The sequence below is a fragment of the Halalkalibacter sp. AB-rgal2 genome, assembly GCF_041821005.1.
GTDB lineage: Bacteria > Bacillota > Bacilli > Bacillales > Bacillaceae_D > Halalkalibacter.
This window is the reverse complement of record NZ_JBGUAV010000033.1, coordinates 16,462-42,854: the sequence shown is the minus strand read 5'-3', so window position 1 is coordinate 42,854 and position 26,393 is coordinate 16,462. Positions and strand designations below refer to the sequence as shown.

Here is a 26,393-nt window from a genome sequence, read left to right as displayed (position 1 = left end):
CCATTCCTTAATATTTAAAAACATGACGGCAAAGTGACAATATTGACACATTCAAAACGGCTACCTCAATCGGCAGCCGTACTAATACTTTTGGAAAGATCAATGGTGAAAATGGTTTCTTGATGATGAGACGTTAACTCAAACGGATGATCTAGGGTAATCAAAATCCTTTTGACTAAGTATAAACCTATTCCTGTTGCTTCACTTCTTTTCCGTCCTTTTGAACCTGTATAGAACAAATTGAATAAGCGATTGATCTCACTTTTTGGAATGGTTTCCCCTCTGTTATGAATCGATAACTGACCATTCCTGTAATAAATATGAACAGTAGAGTACTTCTCACCATATTTAATCGCATTACTAAGCAGTTGGTAGACAACTACTTTCATCCACTTTCGGTCTGAATAAAGAATAACTTCTTCCGCTATTGTCACCTTGGGAAATAGTTCTTCCTCAATAAAGTAATCTTTTAAATCATTAATAACCTCTTGTATTACTTTCTTTAGTGGCATCGCTTCAATTTTCAAATCAGATAATATTTGGGTAGAGCGGCTATAAGTCAATAGCTGATATAACGAAAAGTTTATTTTATCGCATTCGGCTTTTACTTTCTGCCATTCTCCCAACGATTTGACATCGTTTATTTGATTCGATTGAACAAGCAATTGCATGACAGAAATAGGCGTCTTCATCTGATGCACCGCATGTGAAATAAGTAGCTGCTGCTCCTGTAAAAAATCTTGATACGTGTCCTGTTCTTTTAAAAGTAAGGAGGAAAATCCCTTTAATTGATTGGCATATGCTTTTTCTATTGGAGCATGAGGACGATAGACAAGAAAACCAGCTTGGTCCACATTTTCTTTCTTTAAATGTGTATACATTTTTTTGCGACGAAGATAGCGAATAGCAAGCAGAATCATTAATAAAGTAATGGCTAAAAAACTAAAATAATAATAATGATTTTCAAAACCATCTAATTGTTCAATGATAAAAGGCAAGCAGATAAAAGTGATCAGATACAAAAGAATAAAGCTGAGATGATCCTTTATAAATAACTTCATTCGCCTTTCTCCATTAATTGGTAGCCAATTCCCCGAATCGTTTTTAGTTCTAAGGAGGATTGGACATTTTCTAATTTTTTTCGCAATCTTTTGATATTCACTGTGAGTGTATTTTCTTCTACAAATCCTTCTTCGTCCCATATAACAGAAAGCAGCTGCTGTCTTGTGACAACATTTGGAAAAGCCTCAAAAAACATATTACAAAGCTGGAGCTCTTTTACCGTCAATACTTCCTCCTGTTTCGGTGTAGATAAACGTACTGTGTCCAAATTTAAGATGGTATTACCGATTTGTAATATTCGTCGTTCTGCGTTTTTTGCATACTCTCCATAGGTACGTCGAATTTGCCCATTGATTTTTGCTAATACGACATCCATTACAAAAGGCTTAGTGATAAAATCATCTGCACCATTTTCAATACCATATATCTGGTCTAGTTCGCTCATTCGAGCAGACAGAATCATAATTGGACATGTGGATATCTGCCTTATTTTTCTTGACCAGTAATATCCATCAAAGTAAGGAAGATTTATATCCATAATAACTAAATGCGGTTCTGTTTCTTGAAAAACATCGAGAACTCTTTTAAAATCTTCTATTGTATGACACTCATATCCGTATTTTTTAAGACGATTTTTTAATGTATTAGTAATACTTATTTCATCCTCCACAATTAATATTCTATACATAATATCCCCGCCTCTTTATTCTCAAAATTTTTATATAAACATCGTATTTAAGAATATGTCTATCAATTTTTCTTAGCCTTCCTGTACGATTTTGAATGCCCAATTCCATAAATTAATAGGCGTTGGAACTAATCCTTCGGCAACCATTTCTTTTTCATTAGGGTGTTTTTGATTGTGATGCAGCGCCATTGCAATAATAAGAGACGTAAATTCCTTTAAATTCAGCGTAGCATTTAAGCGATAATCCTGATCTCCACGCTCCCGGTATTCCTTTTGAATTGCTCCAGGTGCTTTTTGCTTGACCTTCCCGTTAAACGTACGGAATTTCCTTTCAACAATCCTTTTCCAATCTCCACGGTAAGCCGTAGTATTCTCAATTTTAATATTAAGATTATTAATTAAGTTGTCTGCCAGTTTTTATACCCTTTAATCTCGTTGACCGACCTAGTGAGGAAACATCTTGAATTTTTATCCATGGCTGATAATCTGCCCCACTGCCCGTTCCCCGACCTTCTTTAATCCATTTTTCGACTTTAGATATTCTATTCTTTTCACCACAAAAAAACCCTTTAGACAATCATATCCAAAGGGGTAAAACGTCGCAACTTTATTTCAAAGCCACAATTTTTGTGTAGCTCTGAAATAAAGTTTGATTAAAAATATCTCTCAAATTCACATTTTTGGGCAAATAAAAAGAATCCGTTTTGAAAAGAAGATTGATCAAAACGGATTCTTTTCTTGTGAATGGGTGTGAAGTTTTTATAAAAAAGTTTGATCATTTTCTATCTGGGGTTATTTTTGCATTTGGTTATACATTTCTCCCCATTTATTCATTTCCGCAATCAGAGGGGTTAATGTTTTTCCTAATTCAGTTAAGCTGTACTCTGTTTTCGGAGGAATCACTGGATAGACTTTTTTGGAGATAATATTGTCTGCTTCCAGTTCAGTCAGCTGCAAGGATAACATTCTTCGTGAACAGCCTGGCATATAGCGTTGCAATTCACTAAAACGACAGACCTTATGCTTGATTAAACGATATAAAATCACACTTTTCCATTTTCCAGATATAATCTGTAATGTACTTTCTACCGGGCAGCCTTCCATGCGATCATGGACTTTTCGTTCCATTTCAAAATCCCCTCTCTGCTGGTTACAAAACGGTTACTTTGTTACATATTTTACACGATTGAAAAACAATTTCATAATGTTAGAATCGGCTTATAAAGAGTTAAGGAGGAATTGGAATGAGCCAGACAATGAAAGCAATTGGACTTTATCGTTATTTACCGATTGATAATTCAGAAAGTCTCTTAGATTTAGAAGTGGAAAAACCAAAGCCAACGGGAAGAGATATGCTTGTTCAGGTAAAAGCTATTGCTGTGAATCCTGTTGATTATAAAGTCCGTTCACCAAAAGACAAGGTAGAGCAAAACCCTAAAATCTTAGGCTGGGATGTTTCCGGCATTGTAAAAGAAGTTGGAGAAGATTGTACGCTGTTTAAGCCTGGGGATGAGGTTTATTACGCAGGAGATTTCACTAGACCAGGTGGAAATAGTGAGTTTCATCTGGTGGATGAAAGAATTGCAGGTAAAAAACCGAATTATCTAGATTTTACAGAAGCTGCTTCCTTACCACTTACGTCTATCACTGCCTATGAAGCGTTGTTTGAGCGTTTAGCGATCAGTCATAACCAAGAAGATAATAAAGGGAAAACAGTTTTAATCATCGGTGCTGGCGGAGGCGTTGGATCAATAGCTGTTCAACTAGCTAAGACTGTTGGCTTAACCGTGGTTGGTACTGCTTCTAGACCAGAAACTGCTGAATGGATAAAAGAGATGGGTGCAGATTTTATTATCAATCACTATGAAGCCTTTTCACCACAGTTGGAGAAATTAAACATAACTAGCGTAAATTATATCTTATGCTTGCATTCTACAGAAAAGCATTGGGAAAATATGGCAGAAAGTATTGCTCCCCAAGGCAAGATTTGTTCGATTGAGGAGACAGACGAAACACTTAACCTAACACTATTAAAAAATAAGAGTGTCACATTTGCTTGGGAAACCATGTTTACCAAATCGATGTATCAGACGGAGGATATGATTAGTCAACACAATCTATTAAATCATGTTGCTGAATTGGTGGACAACAATCTAATCCATGCAACTGTCAACAAAAAATTATCACCAATAAATGCGGAAAATTTACGGAAAGCTCATGCTTGGCTGGAAACAGGAAAAGCAATTGGAAAGGTTGTTTTGAAAGATTTTTAATTAAGAATCAATGTGAAGTTTACTATTAATAGTAAAAGGAGTTATACTAGAACAAAATTACTTTCTGTATTAAAAAGGAGTGTTTACTAATTTTTATTAAAGCAGCACTCTTTTCATTCTAATACGCTACTTCTAGTCGGAATAAAATTTGTTTTTTACCATATTTTTATCAAAAATAAAGTTTAATCTTCACACTTAAAAAATCTCAAAGATACACATAGGTTATAAAGTTGTATTTGGCATGTAAAAAATGTATGAAATGGCATTTAAAATTGTAAGAGGTATTCTCAAAAATGATCATAAAATAAAAGTAAATCGAAAGACCGTACAAAAGATCATGCAGAAATATCATCTTCAGTGTCAAATCAAAGTAAAAAGAAAGGTTTATACGCTGGGGAAAGCAAATTTGTCGTCCCAAATCTTCTAAAACAGGATTTCAAGGCTGAGCACCCTAATCAAAAGTGGGTTACTGATATTACTTACTTACCTTATGGAGAGAAAATGCTTTATCTATCAACCATAATGGACTTATATAATAACGAAATTATAGCTTATAAAGTGAGTGATAAACAGGAGGTTAAGCTTGTCTTAGATACATTAGAAGCTGCATGTAAAGGCAGAGAGACAAATAATGTTATTTTGCACAGTGATCAAGGAGCTCAATACACTTCTTACAAGTTTCAAGAGCTAGCTAAACAAAAAGGCATTACCACAAGCATGTCCCGGAAAGGAAACTGCTTTGATAATGCCGTAATCGAATCCTTCCACTCCTCGCTAAAGTCGGAAGAATTCAACACTCTAAATAGAGTGCGCCTTACAAACTCTATTGTACTAGAAAAGTAGAATCTTACATGTATTATTACAACTATATACGACCATTTGCAAAACTAAATTGCCACAGCCCTGTTGAGTTCAGGACTATGGCAGCATAGGTGTTTTTTCTTGTCCCGTTTTAATGGGTCAGTTCAAATTATATCCAAAGGGGTAAAACAGTACAACTTTATTACAAACGGTATAACTTTCTTATAACCGGTACATCTTTATTTCAAATCTACAATTTGTGTAGAGATAATAAAGTTGTTTAATTTTAACCCATCTAAAAAATATAATACCGTTCAGATAATCAAATGGTATTATAGAAAGTTGTTTAAAAATATTTACTTACTCAGCAACTAATGAAAGATAATTAATAATAAAGTTGTTTAACTTATAGAGAAAAATGCACAAAGTTACACCTGTTTATAGCAAAATAAAAGTGCAGAGTCTTACATACTCTGCACTCTTAATTTAAAAGTTTATTTTTCGGACAAAAAATTTTCAATAATATCTATTTCTTCTTTTCTAAGCCCATATATCCTATATACTAAATCATCCACCTTCGTCTCTTTTTTCTCAATATCACCTTTCATTAATTTAGCTTCTAAGATATTATCAACGAGTGACACCATTTCGCAGTATAAAGTATCTTTTTTATCTAAGAAAATGATTGGATATCTTTTCATAATAGGAGACTGAAATCGGAATCTTTTTGAATTTAAATGGACAGGGTTTAATTGCTTGTGAATAAACAAAGTTAATTTACTATTTAATATCCCCAACAAAAATTTATAATCATCTAACGAGAAGTTAGCTTTAAGCCGAATCGCGTAAATTGTCCCGTTATAAAAGAATCCACTTGTATCTAATGAAAATCTGCATTCAGAAGATAGATCAGGGGTCAAAATTTTTATATTCTTAAATGTATTATGTGAACGTTCTACCCAAAGCTCGTACCATTCTTTACCGTTTCTTTTCTTTATATATTTCCTTTGTTCTAGCTCAGGTTTATGTGCTGACAAATATTTATTTACATTAGGGAAATCTTCTAAATTAATCCTATGAGTCATTCCTGATTTTTCAATATAAGGATATAAAACAAAAGTATCTGAACCTTCTTTATCACCTGTCCATTGATACGTCCATCTTCTTAAATTCTTACCTCTTAACATTGGGAATACTAAATTTTTCTCTAATTTATTTTTATTGATAAATTCATTGGTTATTTGTTTACAAAACACAGAATCTGCCGTACTTTGAAAACCAACTAGTATACTTTCAATATACTCACTTAAATATTTTACCTTAGGGTGTTCATTTATTTTTTTTATTACTCCTTCCATTAATGGAAAATTGTATCGCCAATAACTCCCCAAATTAACTGTACCCAGCTTATTTACAGACAAGGACTCATCTTGTTGCACCACTTTTTCCCAGATGGCAAATTCATTCACTTCTCTTTTAGGTGTTTCAAAAAAATATACAGCAGAAAGAACAGCTGCTTTAAAAGGAAAAATAGCACTTAAATCCAATACTTTAGATAAATAAACGTTATCTTCCACATACTCCCTTATCGCCTGCCCATAAGATGCACTCATAAATTTGTCAGAAGTTACAATTGCTATTTTCCCTCCCTTTTTATTTACAAGTTGAATTGATTTTTCTATAAATAGTGTATATAAATCATATTTGCCTTTTGCAGAATAATATTTCTTTTTATATAACTTTCTTTGGTTTACATTTAAAGAATGATACCTTAGGTAAGGTGGATTAGTTACAACTAAATCATACTGGTTCTCCCTTAGGATTTCACTTTTTTCATTACTCAAACTATCCAATTGATAAATGGGTATAGTTTTTTTCGGGTTATTCTGGCATGAATATTTAAAGATTAGCATCAATAATCGAAGCTTGGCGATCAGACAAGTATTTTTTTGTATATCTACTCCAATTATTTCTCCGCCATATAATTTTTCTATAATATTCCTTTTTAACACAGCATTATCATTAAATTTTAAAAGCAACCTATTTAAATATGCGACTAGAAAGTTTCCAGAACCACATGCCGGGTCTATTATCTTTCTTTCTATGTTTTCTTCCACTTTATATTCATTATAAATTAGGTTAACAAGATCCATTCGGGTATAATGCTCCCCTAATTTTTTTCTCTTTTCTCCTTCTGACAATATCAAATATATAGACCCTAAAATATCTTCGTCAGTTTCAGGAGGAGGATTTTTTATAAGCCAATCTAACATCTTTAACGCAGATAATGAATTCACATTAAGTGTATTAAAAATCTCTTCATTAAATTTACTCATAGCTTCTAATTTAATTTGTTCAATATTGTATGGCTTGTTTAATAATGAAGCTAATTCAACATATTTATTACAATACAAAAGTCCATACAGTAATGAGAAAGTATCTAATTCTTTTGATACAAATTTCTTTAGAAATTGTGAGGCATCTAATATATATGAATTAGTCATTTTACTATTCATATTCATTGGTCATCTCACTCAGCATGGTTATTGTATCCTTTAAATCACTTACCAAACTTTGAAAATTTGTATTAGCACACAAAAATAACGGCCTCTTTAGGGGCGTCTCATCGTGTCCCCACTTTACATCATCTTGCCTAGTTACAGAATCATTTTTATTAAAATAGGCTATCATTATAAATGCTTTGAAAATACGTGCATATCTTTGAGTAATCTTTTTTTCAATGTCTTTTTTTACATTACCAAACTCATCCGCATTCCTTTTTGCTTCGATCGCAACAATATACTCAGAATTTTTCCTATTATCTTTAATTCTAATTAATATATCTATGTCTCTAGAGCTACTAATGGGATCGCCGTCCCTTTTCAAATCAAATTGAGCATCAGTTTTAATATTTATTATTTTATAATTGCTATGTTCTATATTAAATTCTTCCTTCACTTTTTTCACAACTTCTTCTACAAACTCTTGATGCCAAAACATTCTTATATAGTGTAATAAATGATATGTAGGAGCATATATCTTCTCAAAAGAATTATTCTCTATAATTCTTTTAGGGTCTTCTCTATTTTTCTCATCAAAAATAAGACCTAATGATGGATCAATCCAGATACCTTTCTCTGGGAAATTGTTACTAATAAGCCTATGATAAGTAGACAAAAATTTGTTTATCTCTCTATCCGAAGAAATATTTTCAATATATTCTTTCTCGTTCAAGTAACCTTTATTTAATAATCTTTCTAAAACAAACGACATTTTACCTTCTAATGCATTTGCTTTTGTGATCTTCAAGAAAGATTTCATTAGTTCATTTGATGTAATATGTTCTTCAGCTATACGATAGCCTGAGGGTACACTTCTACTCATTAACCAATTCCAATTTATATTATTTTCCCACTTTACATTTTGGATCCACTCATATTTATGCAAATTATCTATAATATACTTTAACATATCATATTTAAATGCTTTTATAGTGACCCTAAACTCACTATTTATTTTCATATAACCAATAATAGCAAAACCCAGCGACAAAGTTCTCAACTTGAATATTGCAATATTACTACAACGAATATTATGGAATAGAGGTATCGGCGAATAATGTTTCACTTCATAATCTACGTTTGCTAGAAACTCAGATTCTTTATCATAGTTTATTACTTCGCCATCTTGAATGCGTACTAAATAATTTATAAAATCCTCATCGCTTATATCTTCCCCTACAATATTAAAACTAAATAAAATCTCTTGCGATTCATAGATTAAAAAATTCAAGGAGTCCTCATCATAGTCTGATTCATCATCAGACTTTTTATATTTTGCTAGGACAATTTGAGCTATCATTAACTTTAGTTTATCTACTTTATCAATACTTGGTTTATTGTTTGAATCAAAGACAATAACCTGGCTTATTAGAAATTTATACTTAAGTTTTAAAGAGTCCAATATCTCTACTACGTCTGATTCTTCTAGTTCAACACCTTCTGGAACAGAAAATTCAATAAATAACCAACTTTTCACTTCATCAGCAAGCACTTTAAACAACCTCTCCGTTTAATTAAAGTTAGATACAAATCTTTCAAACTTTGTTGATAACTTTTTCTTTAGAGCATTTGTGTTAGCATTACTGTAAGCAAGTAAATTTAACAATTCATTTTGATCTAAAGGCACATTTATTATATCTGGATGATTTCTAAAGTAATTTAAAACCGTTTCAGTTTCAGCTTCTTTTTGGTAAACGAAAACAGTAGCAAATTCACTCTCTTTTCCAACTTCACTTAGTTCATCTTTAAAATTTAAACACCGTTGAAATTTATTCCCTAGACTCTTAGGATTAGATGCAGTAGCAATATAAATCAATTTTTCATTAATATTTTCTCGAATATACAACACTGACGCTAATTCTTCTAGACCAAACTCTGTTTTAAACCTTACAATTTGGTAATTTAAATCTGAAAATATCTTCTCAAGTGAAGATTTTATTAGACCTGGCCTTTGATTATGATGTGCCTTCTGCCATTGTGCACTAACTTCATCTAAAATTCTTTCCTCGTCTGTTTTAACATTAGGTGGAGTTTTGATATCTACAATATTGTCTATAAGATTTGAACTGACTTGTTTCTCTTTTTGAAAATCGGATAAGTTTTTCCCTTTTAATCTTAAGTCGTCCATTATCTTTAACATATTTGAAATCGCATCTCGATAACTTATTGCCTGAGTTGTATCACCTAAGTAAGCATAAAATTGCTTTTTCATTTCTTTAGCATATTCAAGTCCTACGTCATATCCATAACCTTTTTGATATCTAACTGCCAACTCGTGAAATAATTCTTCGAATTCATGTACATCTGAAGGATTAAATTCACTTAATTCAAGCACATGATGTTCTAAACGAGTCCATAAGGCAAATTCACCTTTAGAAACCGCTTCTTTTAAATTCCCCTCATATTGTTCAGTAACAGATGTGATTAATGCAACTGATGGTGGTTCAAAACTTATAACCTTATCAATAAACTCTTTATAACTAATATAAAAATTTCTCCTTGCTGCAGTTGTTAATGCTGAAAAAGCATGTTCAAATTCATCTAATAGAATAAGAAGAAAACCTTCTTTCTTTTTTCCTTTTACAAAAAAATGTATTATATTTATATAATCAGTATTATTTAATTCCCTGATTCCTAATTTACTTATTTCTGTTCTGCCATGTGATGCCCCTAAAACTCTCATAGCTGCACTACTCTTATTTTCACCTTTGTATATTGTAAAAAAAAGAGTTGCTAAATTACTACTAACTCCAAGTTTTTCGCTGATTATACTTATATCTGTATCTCTATCTTGACTTTCAGTTATCGTCATATTATTAACTAGTTGTTTAAAGCAACTTGTAAAGTCACTAAAATGAAGTTGAAATAATTTGGAGACAACCATTCTTACAAAGCTATACTTTACGACATTGGTCTCTTGAACTTGAAATTTCATTGTATAATAGTTACCCTGGTCTTTTAACCTAGATTCTATCCAGTTTAAAAAATGAGTTTTCCCTCCTCCAACTCTACCAGTTAAAACTATATGTGCGAAATCCCAACCACTATCACAATCCAAAAGCTTTTGTGTAATTCTATCTTTTACTACTTGTTGGTTAATAATAAATGTTGGGGATTGAGGTGGCTGTGAATTTTTCATGCCAGTTAACTCTTTTCTAACGGTAGGAACTGATAAATCCTCTTCATTCCTAAATAATTTTTCAATATTCATTTATTTAGCCCCCATTTTTTAAAAAGACTTTTTAATTTTGATATAATAAAAGGTATCATCCTTAATTAAAAAATAATCTTTCTTAGCAAAATCAATATTAACAGTCGAAAAAGATGTGTAAGTTGCAAATATAGGATCACTATATAGCAAATCTAAATTCCTTTTGAAGTCTTCTCTTTCATAACCATATTTCTGTAACGCTTCAAAAAGACTAGTAATAGATGCATTTTTCCCATACCCACCTACAAGAATTAGATATTCCTTTTTCAATAATGAAAGGAAGTCTATATATTGTTCATACTCTAAAAAAGGGTTAAATACGCCTTCTCTTTGACTTGCTTTAATAAGGCGCTTTATTGCATATAATTTTTCAGTGACAGTCCGTATATTTTCCTCACTATAACCATGTTTTAAAACTTCTTTATATAATGATGGATTAGTCATTGTAATTTTGGGATCGATCTTACATATCAACTTACAACTTTCAAACAAGTCATTAATCTTATATACATTATGCACTAATAATTTATCTAGTTTTCTATTCAAATCAACATACAATTGTGCCTCCCATGTAAGAGTGACTACACTTCTCCCCTCAATTAAACCTAATTTCGCAAGATCTTTTATAAGAATATTAGTTCTTGACATACGTTTACCATATAATTGGCTAGCGATATCCCTTAATTTTTCTAAAGATAATGATGGACTTAAATCAATAAATCTTATTAATTCTTCCAGCTCTTCTAAAGAAGGAGGAAATTCATATATAGGATATAATTTCATTTCTACCCTCCTCTCATTTATTAATCGATAAGTAAAATTAATCGATAAATAAAGTTTATCGATTAAAGAATACGTTTGTCAATTTTATTTCTTAAAAAACTCATAATAAATAATACAGTAACTATGAAATCAAAGTAAAAGAGCGTTAATTCTCATTATCCCCACATAACAATGTTTTTACAACTGATCAAGTTGATAAATTTTCTCTATTCACGTACGAAAACACATTATTAAAAGATAATTCGTGCAATTCTACTTCCCCACTTACTAGGACTTTCTGTTAAGTGTCTTACTTTTATGTGTTGAATCGACCCCATAAAAGACTTACTCCAATTTCCACTAGAAAAAACTAACTTTGAAAGTAGTTCCATAATCCTGCTCTCATCATTCTGATAACTTCCTTCTGTAGGAATTATTAGTGTTGAAACAGTTCTATTATCCGGAACTGATACTTCAAGTATGTATGAAGTTTTAACAGAACTAGAAACTTTTGCAATCGCACACACTCTTCTTCTACCATCGGGGATATTTGAGAACTTTCTACCTAATGGGAGATAAACAATATTTAAGGAAACAGATAATTCTGGGTTGCTCTCTATTATGTAATTTATCATCTTAATAAAACCCTCAAGCCCATAACCTGAAAGTTCCCTCGCAATCTCCAATGTCTGAAACTCCAATGGCTTAATTGCACCTCCATAAATAGCTTCATCGACACCAACTACCTTCTCCTTCTTAGTTCCCCCACCGCTCCCCTTATTAGATACATATATATCCCCCTTATTTATTTCTTGTTCACACTTTCTAACTGCTTTTATTGCAGCTGGCTCTTTAAATCCTAATTGAATTGGCTCAGCTTCAATCACTGATTGATTTGTATCTTCCCTGGAGCGCTTTTCTTCATTTTCATTAAGGGTATGCTGCCCTTCTTTACTGTTTGACTCACCTAAACGATGCTTTCTAGGCGCATTTGTATATTTACGTTTCTTAATAGACGGGTGACTGTATTCAATTTGAGAAACTGGAATGGTTATATTATCAATACCTATTAACTCTAAAATCATTACTTCATGATTTTTTATTAAACCCCGAAATGCAATTTTATTGTTTTTTAGTGCAGGTACTGCAACTTCTAGAGCTAGATGTCCACTTCTTTCTGCAGCGTTAGCATAAATGTTGCTTTGAACTGAAGCAAAAGATTGCTTAATAGCCTTATTCAAATATAACCAAGCAAAGTAATGAACAAATTTACTGTTTATGACTGCAGCAGGAAGGTGATTGTTAAAATCGATGACGGCACTATTTTCTCCAAAGTAGGCTGCTTCAGAAATCAAAAAGTCTAATCCGTTCGGTCTTAACAATAAATTCGATAATGTTTTGTTCTTTGCAAATAGGGAGCGAATCAATTCAACTTGTGGAATATGATAAGTAATTTTATTTGATTGAAATGACCAGACTTTCTGATTCATTAATGTGGGTTCTCTATATAAAAAATAGTTAAACTTTCTACATACATCAATGGCATTTTGTACCTTACCATTTTGAAACTCTTTTACTCTTGCGTCGCCGTACGTCCCTTCCTTTTGCGTTGTAAATTGCAATCCGTTCTGATAATATTGGCCTACTCTAAGAATAGGAAGCAAACCAATAGGTAGAGTAATTATTTGAAGTTTATCCTTTACTTTAAATGCAACTTCAATATGCCACTGCTGGTTTGGCTTCATTTTGACATTTCCAATCCAATGCAGAGAGACAACTTCATCTTTAAAAGGCCAAGGTTTAATCTTAAGCATACTATCACTTCCTCTTATACAAGGATTCTTGCTGCAATAATGCTTGTTTTTGTATTGTTAGTTTAAACTCCTCATTCATCTGCTTTAAACCCGCTAGACGGGCTATTTTCCACTCAACAATGCACTCATTTCTTATTAACAGCTCCTGACAAGCCCATTTCACCCTTCTTAATTGAAACGATTCTCTTGATTCCAAATGGATATCCAGATAAGCTTTCGTTTTAGGAAACTTATTTAAATGCTTCTCGATAATTCCAAGCTGACCAATGCTCTTTCCCACTTGACTTCTATTTATAAAAACAGGCTTTTCTCTATTCTTTAACAGAGCAATCGCTGCCTTTACCTCGCTTAAAATATCTTCATCTCTATCATTCCAGTTTACTTTTACAGCTGGGGAAGTTCTTTTTAGTTTAGGAGAATGTTCCTGTAACCACTTCTTGTCATTACGATAGAGCCATGAATATGCATTATTGTTTGAATTTCTAAGTTGAGTTACGGATTTGTTTGGATGTGTTTCTATAAGCGTTAACCAAACCTTCCGATAGTCAGTTGCTTGTTGTGTCTCTTTATTACAGTCAGTACACTGAACAATTTGCTTTTGATTTCTATACTTTTTTACGGTTCCAATATCACAATTTAACTTTCTTGATATGTCGTAATTACTTAGACCTTGCGACACTAATTCTTGCAATTTATCAAACCATAGTTGTCCAAACTGTTTCACTCGCCCAATCTTAAACGTATCTTCACTATCAACATCAGGACCACGTCGAGAATAGATAAAGCCACATGAACACTCAAAAGTTCCTACTGGTCTTCTAGTATCTGTACATATTGTTATCGCGACCGATGAGATGACACGTTTTTGATAATGTTCAGCTGCTGAGTTTAAACAGTAATAAGGACTTTCTCCAAACGGAAGAAATTTCTCATTAGAAAATTGATAAAAGCTATTTATTGTTTCTCCAACGAAATTGATAAATAATAGATGTCTTATTGGATGAAATGCTTTTCGATGTTTTCTAGTAATACTTTTAAGCCAACATGACTCATCTGATGGTTCGACTTTCGATTGGACCAATTCTAAAAACTCATGGCCATAATATAAAATAAATTGTTTCGCTAATTTTTCTTGGTCAACAGTTCCTTTAAAATTCGCAAACGATTGTTTCTGAAGTAAATACCGATACCCAGCCTGAATGCCTTTCAACGTAAATTGAAAATCTTTATTTATTAGTTCTAAGCTCTGTATAGCCAATAGGTTGAGGAAGTACTCTGTTTTTGGATTTATTGTTTTGTTTACTAATGGAAAATAATTAGTGAGATTGACACCTGAAAATTGATGTTTATTATCCCCTCGAAAAGGAACGTCTGAACTAACTAACATCTCACTGTGTTTACAACAAACAAATACACCCGGTAATTGATGGGCTAGCCTCCAATAGGTTTCTCCCTTATTTTCTAAATCTTCTCGAATGCAACTTTGACATAAGCGAAAATATGCTATATCTTTTATAGAACTTGCCATTACACCAGTAGACATATGAATCGATTTAGAACTCATTCCCTGTGCCATTGCAGAATACACCTGATTTTTCTTACTTTTTGGAAGAAAAGACGTGTAGTATCGATAAAATGTATGATTTTCAATCCAACTTTGTACGTTAGGCACACCAAAATGCTGTATTTTGTCGTGTATTTTGGCTAACCCAGTTGGTAAATCTGGAACAGCCACCATATTTGAAACGCCATAGAGGTCTCTCATTGTTTGTTTAGGGCTTATATTAGAAGAGTGAAGATGATAACGGGCAAACCAACTGTATAACAATTCATCTTCATATAGTGTCGGAAAGTAGGTAATCATTTTGTCCTCCTACAAAGCAAAATCATTAAAGGGATATTTGATATACCCTGTATCACTTAATGATTCATAAGCCGATTGTTTTTTCTTTTGACCTTTTCCTATGATGTCTTTTAAAACACTTATTTGAACCGGTTTATCCTGCTTTTTTGGTGTATTCAGTTCCTCAATAATGGTCAACGCCCGCTGCATCAATTCAGTGTGTGCCACATCACCGGCTTCTTTGATTGCTTTAGTTGCTGCCTTTTCAGCAACATTTGCATTTACGTCAAGACTTATTAAAGTTGTTAATAACTTTTGTAACTTTGAAACCTCTACATTTTGACGCTTCTGTTCTTGCTCTGCTTTTTTCTTCTGAATAGTAGCTCTAAGGTCAATTTTGGACTGATGGTGCTGTAAATGCGTCTCAATATCCATTGGCATTATATCTTCGTATCGTTCCAAATCTGATAACTGTCCATTTTTTAATGCCTTTAACATAGGTTGAACGAGCTTCAAATCATCTATTGCAACTTTTTTGATAAGAGCTGGCGTTATTTTCTCTACACCTGTTTCAATTGCCCTGCCCTGAGATAATGCAAATAGCTTAACTGCGATATCAACAATGCCTTGACTTTCTTCATATAAAACTTGGTTTAACTCGTCTGTTAATGGGGTTTCATTCTGAATCCATTGATATCTCCACATGCTCTCAATTAATAAGTCCCAATCATCATCTTTTTTCATTTGCTGCCATACCATATCACCTTGTCCGCTTCCTCTTCGGGCCTGACGAAAATCTTTTTGTAGGATACTTTTTGCTCTCATCGTTCCAATCATCATCACTGGGACACCAATTTCATTCACAAGCGTGACCAAGAAATTCATCATTTTTTCTGAGTTATTATCACGCGTCGTAAGTAAATGTTGAATTTCATCAATAATTAATGCACCAACACAATGAATACGTGCTATCTGGCCCATTCTTGTCACCATAGAGCTAATTGAATTTCTTCTAGAACCAAAACGTTCGTAATAATTGGTACCTAATAGTTCATCCAGCTTCAAAAAGAAATCCATGCATAATGATTTTAAAGAGCCGTCATGAGGGCAATTTAACTTTAGCCACACGACTTGAGTAATATTTAGTGGATGCTTATGGATGATAAGTTTAGGGTATTGTTCTAACACCCTACCAATGGCTGTCGTTTTACCAATACCAGAGAAACCCATTAACGTAAAACTTGATGCAGTGGACCACATATGATTAGTATTAGGTCGCCCTTGTAATGTATGATGGGCTGATGATAATTGATTTTTGAATTCAGGTGAGTTTGGATTTCTACTAACATATCCTTGTCTTAACAGCCTAGAGAACCTTTGTTCTAAATCAATATGTTGCATGACCGGCTGAAAGAAACGAGCTATTCTTGAAATAGAATGATAGCGATAATGTGATGGTAAAAGCCGTTCTCCTTCTTGATAGTCAAACTCCGTACTCATAGCTTCGTAAGCTTCTTCTGGAGAAAGGATAGGGGGAAGTGCTTCTATTAAAGGATTTCCTTGATAATCAATCACTACTTGATGCTTATATTCAGCTACCTCAGCACTAGACAACTTGTCTTCAATACTACTCATCTTTGTTCTCTTTTCTCCTTCCTAAGAAATCCCTTATGTTTGGCCTAGCATATGTTTCTCCATTTTCTGGTGATTGTTCTAAATACACTACTTCACCTGCTTTGGTTGAAGGCCTCTCTTTTTCTGATTTTAAAGCTTCCGCTTTTCGAGTTTCGTCTTTTTCATGCTTTCTATACTCTTTGATTGCTCCTACTTTCTCAGCCTTACTTAAACTAGTATCCTCTTCAACTTTTCTCTTTTTTACAGCCTCTTTTACAATGGCTTCTACTTCCGAAATGTAATCTATATCTTTTTGCAATTGTTGGTGATTAACATTAACTTTCGAATGCTTCTCTTGCTCTTGTAGATAAATTATCTCGTCCAAACCTGAACTTTTAAATCGCTGTGAAATAGGGAGTAACGTACAAACCTCATATAAAGTTGGATCAGAATCTACAATATAAACGTTATCCATACATCTAGGGTCAAAAGCTACTTTTATCTTCCACGTCCCTTTTTGACGTGCTGTTTCAAACCATGACTCCTGAATTGCTCTATCACAACTGTAGAAGATACCTTTATAGTTAATTCCTTTATGAGTAACAGTAGCCATCTCCCTTTTCATAAGAGCTATTTTTACTGTGTCTTCAGGGAAATATTTTAATTTACCTGTCCTATTTTTCATGCCCCAATTCCAAATCTCTAAAGGAACAGGAGTTACATCATCTCGAACCATTTCTTCTTCTCTAACATAACCACTTAAATAATGCTTTTGGTTATAATGTAGGATTTGCTTAATTATGATTTTTGTAAAATCATCAAGTGTTAAAACTGCATCTAACCTGTAATCCCTGGCTCCTCTTTGCTGAAAATCCTTATCGACATAGCCTGGTAAGAAAGGTTTAACCTTTTTTTGTATTAGATCAAAGTGTTTCTCCACAATCCCTTTCCAATCAGCTCGATATGGGGCTGTATTCTCTACATGAAGACCGAATGCATCAATTAATCGTTCCACATTATACCCTTCAAATTCTCCGCGGTCTGCTAAAAGCGTCTCGGGTAAATGTTCACTTGGCCATTCTTCTCTATTGATGGTAATACCGTACTCAGCACAAAACTTTTCCTTATTTGAAACTGTATTAGCTATTGCCATCATCCCCCCTAACCACGAGGGACCTTCCAAACCAATGTACATTCCAACAACCATACGACTAAAAACGTCCATTACTAAATATATAATTGGTCTACCGATAACCCAATTCGGATTAAATTTTGATATTAGGTATACATCTCCAATCGTGGCATCAATTTGATAACGTGAACCAGGTCCATTTACCTCTGAATTTGATGTATTTAATATCGCTCTATAATCTTTGTTAAACTTTTTTTGTCCTTTTCTAGCAATCGTTGATTCAACAATGTTATATTCCTTGTTATACCAATAACGGAATTGAACTAATGTAGGGATCTTTTCCTTATCTTCTATAATGACTTTCTGAATGCCATCATCAAAATAAATGTCTTTTGCATAAAATTCTTTAATCATCATTTTATAAGCATCTGTGAGTTGATTTTGCTTTGAAGTTAAGTAATACTTCTCAAGGGCAACTCTAAAGATTTTTTTTGTTGAATCGTCCACATTTATACCAGTAGAGAAATGCTTTCTTGGTCGGCCTCGCTTCTTGTCCCCAGCTTCCCTTGTCACTCCTTTTGCACCAGAATTCTTATAGTCTGGTAAAAGTGCATTAATCGTTTTGCCTCTTTGCCAGTACTTCCTTAAATACTTTCGAACAGCTGGATAAGTAACGCCGTGGACTTTAATAGCTTTATTAATATGATTCGACCGTGGTTTTTTCTCAAAAATAGCGGGTTCATCTTTAATCATTTCTTCAATAACTTCCCATGATTGATTTCGCAATAATAAATACTTTTCGGAAACTTCATCTATATCAGGAAAAGCAAACGGCTCTTTTCGAATTTTTATAAGCAATTCTTGAATAACCTCATCTTTGATTTCTGAAATCGTCCTTTTAAAAGGTAATGCTTTGGTATCCTCTATATCTATTAAATAGGCAATGATATTTCCCTCATCGACCCATAGAATGCGAAATTGCTTATCAGTTTGAGAATCTCTTAATAGCTCATTAACAAAAAAATTCACGTTCCCCACCTCTCTGTTGTTGAACTCTCTGACATTGAAGTAAAGTCGATATTTAATTTTTCTAAATCAATTTTCTTAGTTAAATCAACCTTGAACCTTTTTTGGGCAATCAAATGTTTTAAGATGGACAACGCTGTTCCACCAGTTAATTGATACGTCGCGTCAAACTCATTCAATCCGTCAATTATTGTCCTCGGCTCTTTTAAAAGACTATTCATCAATAACTCTATTAAAGTAGGATTTATATCTTCTGATAGTTTCTTCGATGAGCGTAGCCACACTATATTATCTATGGCTTCCTTGTGTAGTTCTTTCTCCGTGACGATTCCCCAGTCAATATTCTTTTCTTCCCAATACACTCGTTCAATTTCAAATTTTTCAATAACTCTAGATGAATTAAGCTCTTTTGAGGGTTTGATTGTTCTTGCTAAGTTAATGACTTCATTATCAATTCTTGCAGTAATATAAAAGTCTGTTGTCATTACAAGAGGGGTCTTTGATGTAGAATCTTCGGGGTGTTTTATCCCTACTCTTTCTGCAATGGCTGTTGTAATTTCACGATTAAGAGGGAATTGTTCTCGAATGTCAATTACTTGATCAGACCATTCGGACAAATAAAAATAATTTCTTTCTAAATCTGAAAGAAGATGATGTATTCTTTCATTCTTTAAACCTGGTATGCGATGCGTCCTCCCCTCTGATGGAACATCATATGTGGTTAGCCACGGCTTATAATTAGAAAGTTCTCCTTGACCTCTTCCTTCTTTGATAAAGCGAGCAATTTTAGCTTCTGTCCAACTATATTTTCTTTTAGCCATACATAACCTCTTTTCTATACAAAAAAACTGCCAGCAGGGGCTTTGTTTGAGTAAGTCTTCCCATGCTGACAGTTTTTAAACAACTTTATTATTTTTTAAACGACTTTATTATGATTTAAACAACTTTATTATCATTCAACACAATTTGATGACAATCCACACAAACCCTACTCCACAGTCACACTCTTCGCTAAGTTCCTCGGCTTATCAACATCACAACCGCGATGTAGAGCGGCATAGTAAGAAATGAGCTGTAACGGAATGACAGTTGCCAGTGCCGAGAGCATTGGGTGTACGCTTGGTAGGACAAAAGCGTCTCCTTCTTGGTCTAAGCCTTCCATGCTAATAATGCAAGGTTTCGCTCCGCGTGCAGCGACCTCTTTCACGTTACCACGGATGCTTAAATTGACGTGCGCTTGAGTAGCTACCGCGACAACTGGTGTACCATCTTCAATAAGAGCAATCGTTCCGTGCTTTAACTCTCCACCGGCGAAGCCTTCTGCCTGAATATAAGAGATTTCTTTCAGCTTCAATGCTCCTTCTAAGCACACAAAGTAATCAGCTGCGCGTCCGATGAAGAAGCAGTTTGGCGTTGTGAGCAAGTAATCACTTGCGATTTGCTCAAGCTGATCTTTTTGACCGCATAATGTTTCCATTGCATTGGCGACAATTGCTAGCTCCTGCAATGGATCAAATGGGAGCTCAACGCCTCTTGCTCGTGCCGTATCGACTGCAAGTAGTGTCAGAACAGCCATTTGTGCTGTATATGCCTTCGTTGATGCAACGGCAATTTCTGGACCGGCATACGTATGAAGGGTGAAGTCAGCTTCACGCGAGAGCGTTGAGCCTGGTACATTCGTAATCGTTAGGGCTTGATAGCCTTTTTCTTTGATTTCAACAAGCACACCGCGTAGGTCTGCTGTTTCTCCACTTTGTGAAATGAAAATAAAGAGTGGGTTTTCGGAAAGAAGTGGCATGTTATAAAGAAATTCACTCGCAATATGCACTTCTACTGGACGTTGGGCAATTCGTTCGATTAACTGCTTTCCTACTAATCCAGCATGATAACTCGTTCCAGCTGCAATAATATAAATACGATCGGCTTCGCTCATCGCTTGACGAATGTTGTCATCAAGTCGAACAGTTCCATCTTCGTTTTGGTATTTTTGGATAATATTACGAATAACAAATGGCTGCTCGTCAATTTCCTTTAACATGAAGTGAGGGTACGTCCCTTTTTCAATGTCACTCGCATCTAATTCCGCTGTATACGGAGAACGAGTCACTACTGTGCCATCTAACGTCTTAATCGTCACTTCATCACGTCGAACGAGGACTATTTCTTCATCCATAATCTCAACGAATTGATCGGTTACTTGTAGCATCGCCATCGCATCTGATGCAACCACGTTCGCATGATCACTGACACCAATAAGGAGCGGACTCTTATTCTTTCCGACATAAACAACGTCTGCATCCTCTTTGTCTAGCAAAGCAATCGCATAGGATCCTTTTAATAGTGATAATGTCGTACGGAACGCTTCCTCGACTTGTTGATTTTGTGCAACAAAGTGTTCCACGAGATGAACGATCACCTCTGTATCCGTATCACTTTGCAGTTCAACCTCTAAATAGTCTCGCTTAAGCTGTTCATAATTCTCGATCACTCCATTGTGTACAAGGGTAAAACGTGACGTCTCACTCTGATGTGGGTGAGCATTCAACTTGCTCGGTACACCGTGAGTTGCCCAACGTGTATGACCAATTCCTACCGTTCCTTGCGCTGATTGGTCAACCGCATCGCGTAGCGTTGCAATGCGACCCTTTTCCTTATAAACTTGCACACCTTCGTCGTTGCGCAAAGCAATCCCCGCTGAATCATAACCGCGATACTCCAGTTTCTCTAAGCCACGTAATAAGATTTCCTTCGCTTCTTCATTTCCGATATAACCAACAATTCCACACATGTTGTAGCTACCTCCTATTGTGAAGGCAAGCTGCTCTTGAGGGCACACTTGCCCCCACTCTCTTTTTGTTTTTTTAGAAGGCATGTTGCTTCTGATTTTGTCCATAGAGTTACCTCTATGTTTTTTACAGAAGCTTGGCGGCTGTCATGCTACAACCGGAGGGCATCCGCCGAACAATCGATAAACCCTCTCCTCGTCAACTACACATTCCCTCGTGTAGTCCTGGCGCTTTTCGTTCCGAACCTTACGATCCACCTTTCTATTCTTGACTCACGGAACATCATACCTTATTGCCTTCTACACGTCAATAACCAATCAACCAACTTTCCAGATGATCTACAACGACCTTCTTATGTCTTCTTCCATCGATTATTTATCTTCTAAACCACTATTCTCTATAAAAATATGCATAAGCTCACCAATTGGTGCAGCTTATGCATCATAACAAACTATTCGTCTAGTCCAAGCTCTTCTTTTACAACCTCAGCAATTTGATTCACATAGCTTGCGCAAAGCTCTTCTGTCTTTGCTTCTACCATGACCCGAACAAGCGGCTCTGTTCCAGATGGACGAACGAGCACACGACCTTCGCCACCCATTTCTTCTTCTACTTGTTCAATTACTTTACGTACTTCTTCATTGTCCATTAAACCATTCTTATCAGATACTCGAATATTAACGAGCTCTTGTGGGAAGGTTTCCATTTCCCCCGCTAATTCTGACAGCTTTTTTCCAGTTGCTTTCATAATATTCACTAACTGCACAGCCGTCAACAGCCCGTCACCTGTCGTAATATGATCTAAGAAGATAATATGTCCTGATTGCTCACCACCGAGGTTATAGCCACCTTTACGCATTTCCTCCATTACGTAACGATCCCCAACAGCCGTTTGCTTCGCTTCAATTCCGATTTCCTCTAATCCTTTATAGAAGCCAAGATTACTCATCACTGTTGAGACAACCGTACCGTGGTTTAACCAGCCTTGAGCCTTCATATATTTTGCGCATATGTACATAATTTTATCGCCATCAACGATCTGACCTTTTTCATCTACAGCAATAAGGCGATCAGCATCTCCATCAAAGGCAAGACCAATGTGAGCTTCCTTCTCTAAGACAAATTGTGCTAATGCTTCTGGATGAGTTGAACCACAGCCTTCATTAATGTTAATGCCATTTGGGCTTGCTCCCATTGTCGAAAGGTCCGCTTCTAAGTCAGCGAATAAATGCGAGGCTAGTGATGAAGCCGCGCCATTCGCACAATCAAGCGCAACATGAATTCCGGTGAAATCCTCTTGAACCGTTTGCTTTAAGAACTGTAAATATTTCTGGCTTCCTTCAAAATAATCCGTCGTTTGACCGAGACTTCCACCAACAGGGCGAGGCAAGCCATCCTCTTGATCAAGTAAATGTTCAATTTCTTCCTCTTGTTGATCCAAAAGCTTGAAGCCATCTGGTCCAAAGAACTTAATCCCATTATCAGGAACAGGGTTATGTGAAGCAGAGATCATCACTCCTGCACTCGCACTTAGTGCCTTCGTTAAATATGCAACACCAGGAGTCGAAATGACTCCTAAACGCATCACTTCAGCACCAATGGAAAGGAGGCCCGCGACTAGTGCACTTTCCAACATTTCCCCAGAAATACGTGTGTCGCGCCCAATGATCACACGAGGCTTATCCTCTGCTTTTGTTAACACATATCCACCCATACGCCCTAATTTAAAAGCAAGCTCCGGTGTCAACTCACTATTCGCTACACCTCTTACACCATCTGTACCAAAATATTTACCCATTAATTATTCTCTCCTTCAAAAAATCATCACTCAGATTTGAGTTGTATTTGAACTGGAATTGTTTCGTCCATTATCTGAAAACGAATATGCGGTGGTCCATTAATTTGAATGTCAACATCATGCTCACCTCGAGATAATTGACTGACATCAACAAACGCTTGTATATCGTCAGCCGTCATTCTTTCCAATAGATCAGCTGCTCCTTGCGCGATGACCGTCGTCGAAGGTTCGATATCATCCATAAAAGTCACTTCATCCTCATCACTGCCACCGATTAAATCAATCGAAATATTCTCAAACTCCTCGGTTTCCTCTTCAGCAATACTCACTTCGACCGTGGCAATCTCTGGCGAAACACTCTCTACCCCATTTGGTAATGGGATCGTCATCTCAATCGTTTGACTCTCGTCTAAGTCACTTAAATCTAGCTCACCAACACTAATGACGTTAATGTTATCAATGACTTCTAGCGGTCCGTAGATCGTCACCTCTTCAGGTTCAATTTCTAGCTCATCAATACTCATACCTTCAGGCAAATCACCGACTCGAGTGACCCGTGTCGGCACGGTTCGGTTTGGGCTCGTAACTGGCACTGTAATATCGACAACAGCTGGCTCTACTTCTAGATCGAGCTCGTTGCCATTCTCATCATACAATTGGACAGGAGCTGCATCTTCAATCGTTTGATCAGCCTCACTCACATCAATATACGCTCGTGCATGCTTCACTTGGGAAACTTGATCCCTTGCTGCTGTCACTTCGATATTCACAGGAGAAACAATGGGCGTCCCTAAAGAATATCCTTCTACTACGTCATCCTCATTCATAAATTCCACTTGAACAGGCAAGGATACGGTTTGCTTCTCCTGTAATTCCACCCGAACATATTGAGGATCAACCGTAACCGATAAATCACTTGGGAACCCTCTGTGCTCTATACTTACAGTATGAGCCCCTTCACCACGATCTGATACATCAGCAATGACTTCATACGAGCCTCTTGCTAACTGAAATAACGTTATCGATGTTTGCGGACCCTTTAGCGTCACTTGTACATGCTCATGGTAATCGATCAATTCATATACCTCATCATTGTATAAGACAGATAACTCAACCTCTTCCAATGTATACGTTGCTTGATTCGTTGGAAGTAACCCTGCCTGATTTGTCATATCATCTATGTTCACCATTGTAAACAGCATTAACGCAATAAAAAAAGCAATCATTTTGACAAACCAATGATTATTAAATAGCTTATCCATCTTTCTTCCCTCCCCACTGCCAGCGTGAAGCGGTTGTAGGTTTCCCTTCTTCTAATAGTTCCTGTTCTAATAACTCACGCAGTTGCGGTTCATCAATATCGCGATGCAGCTCACCATTTTTCGTCAATGATATTGAACCTGTCTCCTCGGACACAATAATCGTAATACAATCAGTTACTTCACTGACACCTAGTGCCGCACGATGACGTGTACCAAGCTCCTTTGAAATAAATGGATTCTCCGACAATGGTAAGTAACAAGCTGCCGCTAAGATGGAATCTCCTTTTAACACAACAGCTCCGTCATGTAATGGTGTATTCGGAATGAATGTATTAATTAACAATTCGGAAGATAAATGCGCGTTCATTTTTATACCGGTTTCAACGTAGTCATTCATTCCTGTTTCGCGCTCGATGGATATAAGTGCTCCGATACGACGTTTCGCCATATACACTGTAGCCTTCACAATCGCATCAATCGATTGCTTCGTCGCGTCATGCTCCGGAATAATACGACTTGAGAAGAAACGGCCACGCCCCAGTTGCTCAAGCGCACGCCTTAATTCAGGCTGGAAAATAATAATAATCGCTAACAGTCCATAAATAACCGTTTGATTCATAATAAACTCTAGCGTACGCAGACCAAAGAAACGACTCAGGAACCAAACGAGCAAAATGACCGTGATCCCCTTCAATAATTGAACAGCCTTTGTCCCACGTATAAGCATAATTAATTTATAAATTACAAATGTCACAAGTAATATATCTACAATTTGACCAACATAGTTGAGCAAACGAATATCCCCTAATGCAGAAAACACGGCTCGGCCTCCAAACATACGTGAAATCAACTGCTGTCCATTATATCACAAAACGTTCCGACTTCGCCTACTAATTACATTTGCTGTTCTAAATAACATAGATAAGTCTCCACAAGCTACAAAGGGCACTGAAACAGTTTGCTTTTTAACTTTTTCGATACCCTTTAAGCAATGAGCGAAACCACTGCCTATTTTAAGAAGCCTGATACGAGTTGTTTTCTCGTATCAGGCGAGCAACGAGTGAAGCCATTGCTAGTCTAATTTTAACTTTTTCGGTGGCCTCGTTATTGTAGGGTTGCCTTACTTTTCACCATTTGTAATAGCTATAACATCTTTAAAGAACTTCTTCGTATGATACCAAATCCATTCAAGTGCTTGGTCGACCTCATGGATATCACCGGACACATGACCGGCAGAAGCGTAGTACGTTTCACTATTAATGAGTAGAACATTGCCTTGAATTTCACCATCTATTTGCAGCTTTCCATTTTGAATCGTTAAATCTCCTTCTATGACTTCTCCCTCAGGTACAATGACCACACCATTTTCCTGATTTATGGAGAGCTGTGAAGAGCCTCGAACGACTAATTCATTCTCATCGTTCCACATCGTTGATAAGCTCATCGCCATAAGTAAAAAAAACACAGCCGCCGCAACGATGACAGGATGCCTCCGTGTCCACTGCTTCCACTTTGACGTTTGCTTTCGTTCTGGTAACTGGTTCATAACCGCGCTTGTAAAGTTAGACGGCGCTGCAATATGCGAAGAACTTTGGACAAAGGCGATCGTCTTCTTCAACTCTTGAACCCGTCTTCTACACTCTTCACACTCAGCCAAATGCTCATTAAGCCGCTTTCGTTCTTCACTCGTTATTTCTTCATCAAGGTACGCTTGTATCAACTTGTCATATTGCTTTTCGCATGTCATCCAAAGGCCCCCC

Annotated in this window: 18 protein-coding genes and 2 pseudogenes; 2 read left to right on the top strand and 18 right to left on the bottom strand. The window is 35.7% G+C overall.

The window, feature by feature from the left end; genetic code table 11:
• Positions 1-65: 65 nt before the first annotated feature.
• From ACERJO_RS19010 to ACERJO_RS18995, 4 genes and pseudogenes are all read right to left on the bottom strand, one after another.
• A complete protein-coding gene (locus ACERJO_RS19010) occupies positions 66-1,061 on the bottom strand; it encodes a sensor histidine kinase (RefSeq protein WP_373648530.1) in 996 nt (331 codons plus the stop codon).
• Positions 1,058-1,750: a response regulator transcription factor gene (locus tag ACERJO_RS19005; protein WP_373648529.1), complete on the bottom strand. Its 693-nt coding sequence runs from the start codon at positions 1,748-1,750 to the stop codon at positions 1,058-1,060. Before ACERJO_RS19005 ends, ACERJO_RS19010 begins: the two co-directional genes overlap by 4 nt.
• A 37-nt stretch (positions 1,751-1,787) precedes the next feature.
• Positions 1,788-2,158, bottom strand: a pseudogene (locus ACERJO_RS19000) (Mu transposase C-terminal domain-containing protein); the annotation flags it as partial.
• A gap of 384 nt (positions 2,159-2,542) precedes the next feature.
• A complete protein-coding gene (locus ACERJO_RS18995; protein WP_373648528.1) occupies positions 2,543-2,878 on the bottom strand; it encodes a winged helix-turn-helix transcriptional regulator in 336 nt (111 codons plus the stop codon).
• Positions 2,879-2,994: 116 nt separating this feature from the next.
• On the opposite strand from ACERJO_RS18995, the gene ACERJO_RS18990 reads away from it, so the two are divergent.
• Both ACERJO_RS18990 and ACERJO_RS18985 read left to right on the top strand, forming a co-directional pair.
• The gene (locus ACERJO_RS18990) at positions 2,995-4,023 is read left to right on the top strand and encodes a zinc-binding alcohol dehydrogenase family protein (protein ID WP_373648527.1); all 1,029 of its coding nucleotides are present in this window, start codon (positions 2,995-2,997) and stop codon (positions 4,021-4,023) included.
• A gap of 253 nt (positions 4,024-4,276) precedes the next feature.
• Positions 4,277-4,955: pseudogene (locus ACERJO_RS18985) on the top strand (IS3 family transposase); the annotation flags it as partial.
• 363 nt (positions 4,956-5,318) lie between these two features.
• On the opposite strand, the gene ACERJO_RS18980 reads toward ACERJO_RS18985, so the two are convergent.
• The 14 genes from ACERJO_RS18980 to ACERJO_RS18915 form a co-directional block, all read right to left on the bottom strand.
• Positions 5,319-7,346, bottom strand: a complete 2,028-nt coding sequence (locus ACERJO_RS18980) for an Eco57I restriction-modification methylase domain-containing protein (protein ID WP_247107390.1) — start codon at positions 7,344-7,346, stop codon at positions 5,319-5,321.
• Positions 7,333-8,877, bottom strand: a complete 1,545-nt coding sequence (locus tag ACERJO_RS18975) for a hypothetical protein (protein WP_247107391.1) — start codon at positions 8,875-8,877, stop codon at positions 7,333-7,335. The genes ACERJO_RS18980 and ACERJO_RS18975 overlap by 14 nt, the downstream gene beginning before the upstream one ends.
• Positions 8,878-8,895: 18 nt before the next feature.
• Positions 8,896-10,596 (bottom strand): hypothetical protein, encoded by a 1,701-nt coding sequence (locus ACERJO_RS18970; RefSeq protein WP_247107392.1) that lies wholly within the window; start codon positions 10,594-10,596, stop codon positions 8,896-8,898.
• An 18-nt stretch (positions 10,597-10,614) separates the two neighbouring features.
• Entirely contained in the window at positions 10,615-11,379 is a 765-nt protein-coding gene (locus ACERJO_RS18965; protein ID WP_247107393.1) for a hypothetical protein, read from the bottom strand.
• Between the two features lie 230 nt (positions 11,380-11,609).
• The gene (locus tag ACERJO_RS18960; protein ID WP_373648526.1) at positions 11,610-13,172 is read right to left on the bottom strand and encodes a Tn7-like element transposition protein TnsE; all 1,563 of its coding nucleotides are present in this window, start codon (positions 13,170-13,172) and stop codon (positions 11,610-11,612) included.
• 4 nt (positions 13,173-13,176) lie between these two features.
• Positions 13,177-15,036 carry a TnsD family Tn7-like transposition protein gene (locus ACERJO_RS18955; RefSeq protein ID WP_373648525.1) on the bottom strand — a complete coding sequence of 620 codons (1,860 nt, stop codon included), beginning with the start codon at positions 15,034-15,036 and terminating at the stop codon, positions 13,177-13,179.
• 9 nt (positions 15,037-15,045) lie between these two features.
• Entirely contained in the window at positions 15,046-16,650 is a 1,605-nt protein-coding gene (locus ACERJO_RS18950) for an ATP-binding protein (protein WP_373648524.1), read from the bottom strand.
• The gene (locus tag ACERJO_RS18945; protein WP_373648523.1) at positions 16,643-18,790 is read right to left on the bottom strand and encodes a Mu transposase C-terminal domain-containing protein; all 2,148 of its coding nucleotides are present in this window, start codon (positions 18,788-18,790) and stop codon (positions 16,643-16,645) included. Before ACERJO_RS18945 ends, ACERJO_RS18950 begins: the two co-directional genes overlap by 8 nt.
• The gene (locus ACERJO_RS18940; RefSeq protein ID WP_373648522.1) at positions 18,787-19,608 is read right to left on the bottom strand and encodes a TnsA endonuclease N-terminal domain-containing protein; all 822 of its coding nucleotides are present in this window, start codon (positions 19,606-19,608) and stop codon (positions 18,787-18,789) included. The genes ACERJO_RS18945 and ACERJO_RS18940 overlap by 4 nt, the downstream gene beginning before the upstream one ends.
• Positions 19,609-19,775: 167 nt before the next feature.
• A complete protein-coding gene (glmS, locus tag ACERJO_RS18935; RefSeq protein WP_373648535.1) occupies positions 19,776-21,575 on the bottom strand; it encodes a glutamine--fructose-6-phosphate transaminase (isomerizing) in 1,800 nt (599 codons plus the stop codon).
• A 449-nt stretch (positions 21,576-22,024) separates the two neighbouring features.
• Entirely contained in the window at positions 22,025-23,371 is a 1,347-nt protein-coding gene (glmM, locus tag ACERJO_RS18930; protein WP_373648521.1) for a phosphoglucosamine mutase, read from the bottom strand.
• Positions 23,372-23,397: 26 nt separating this feature from the next.
• Positions 23,398-24,633, bottom strand: coding sequence for a CdaR family protein (locus ACERJO_RS18925; RefSeq protein ID WP_247107400.1), 1,236 nt, complete (start codon positions 24,631-24,633; stop codon positions 23,398-23,400).
• Complete coding sequence (cdaA, locus tag ACERJO_RS18920; protein ID WP_373648520.1) at positions 24,626-25,471, bottom strand: diadenylate cyclase CdaA; 846 nt, start codon at positions 25,469-25,471, stop codon at positions 24,626-24,628. The genes ACERJO_RS18925 and cdaA overlap by 8 nt, the downstream gene beginning before the upstream one ends.
• A gap of 282 nt (positions 25,472-25,753) precedes the next feature.
• Complete coding sequence (locus tag ACERJO_RS18915; RefSeq protein ID WP_373648519.1) at positions 25,754-26,380, bottom strand: zf-HC2 domain-containing protein; 627 nt, start codon at positions 26,378-26,380, stop codon at positions 25,754-25,756.
• Positions 26,381-26,393 lie beyond the last annotated feature (13 nt).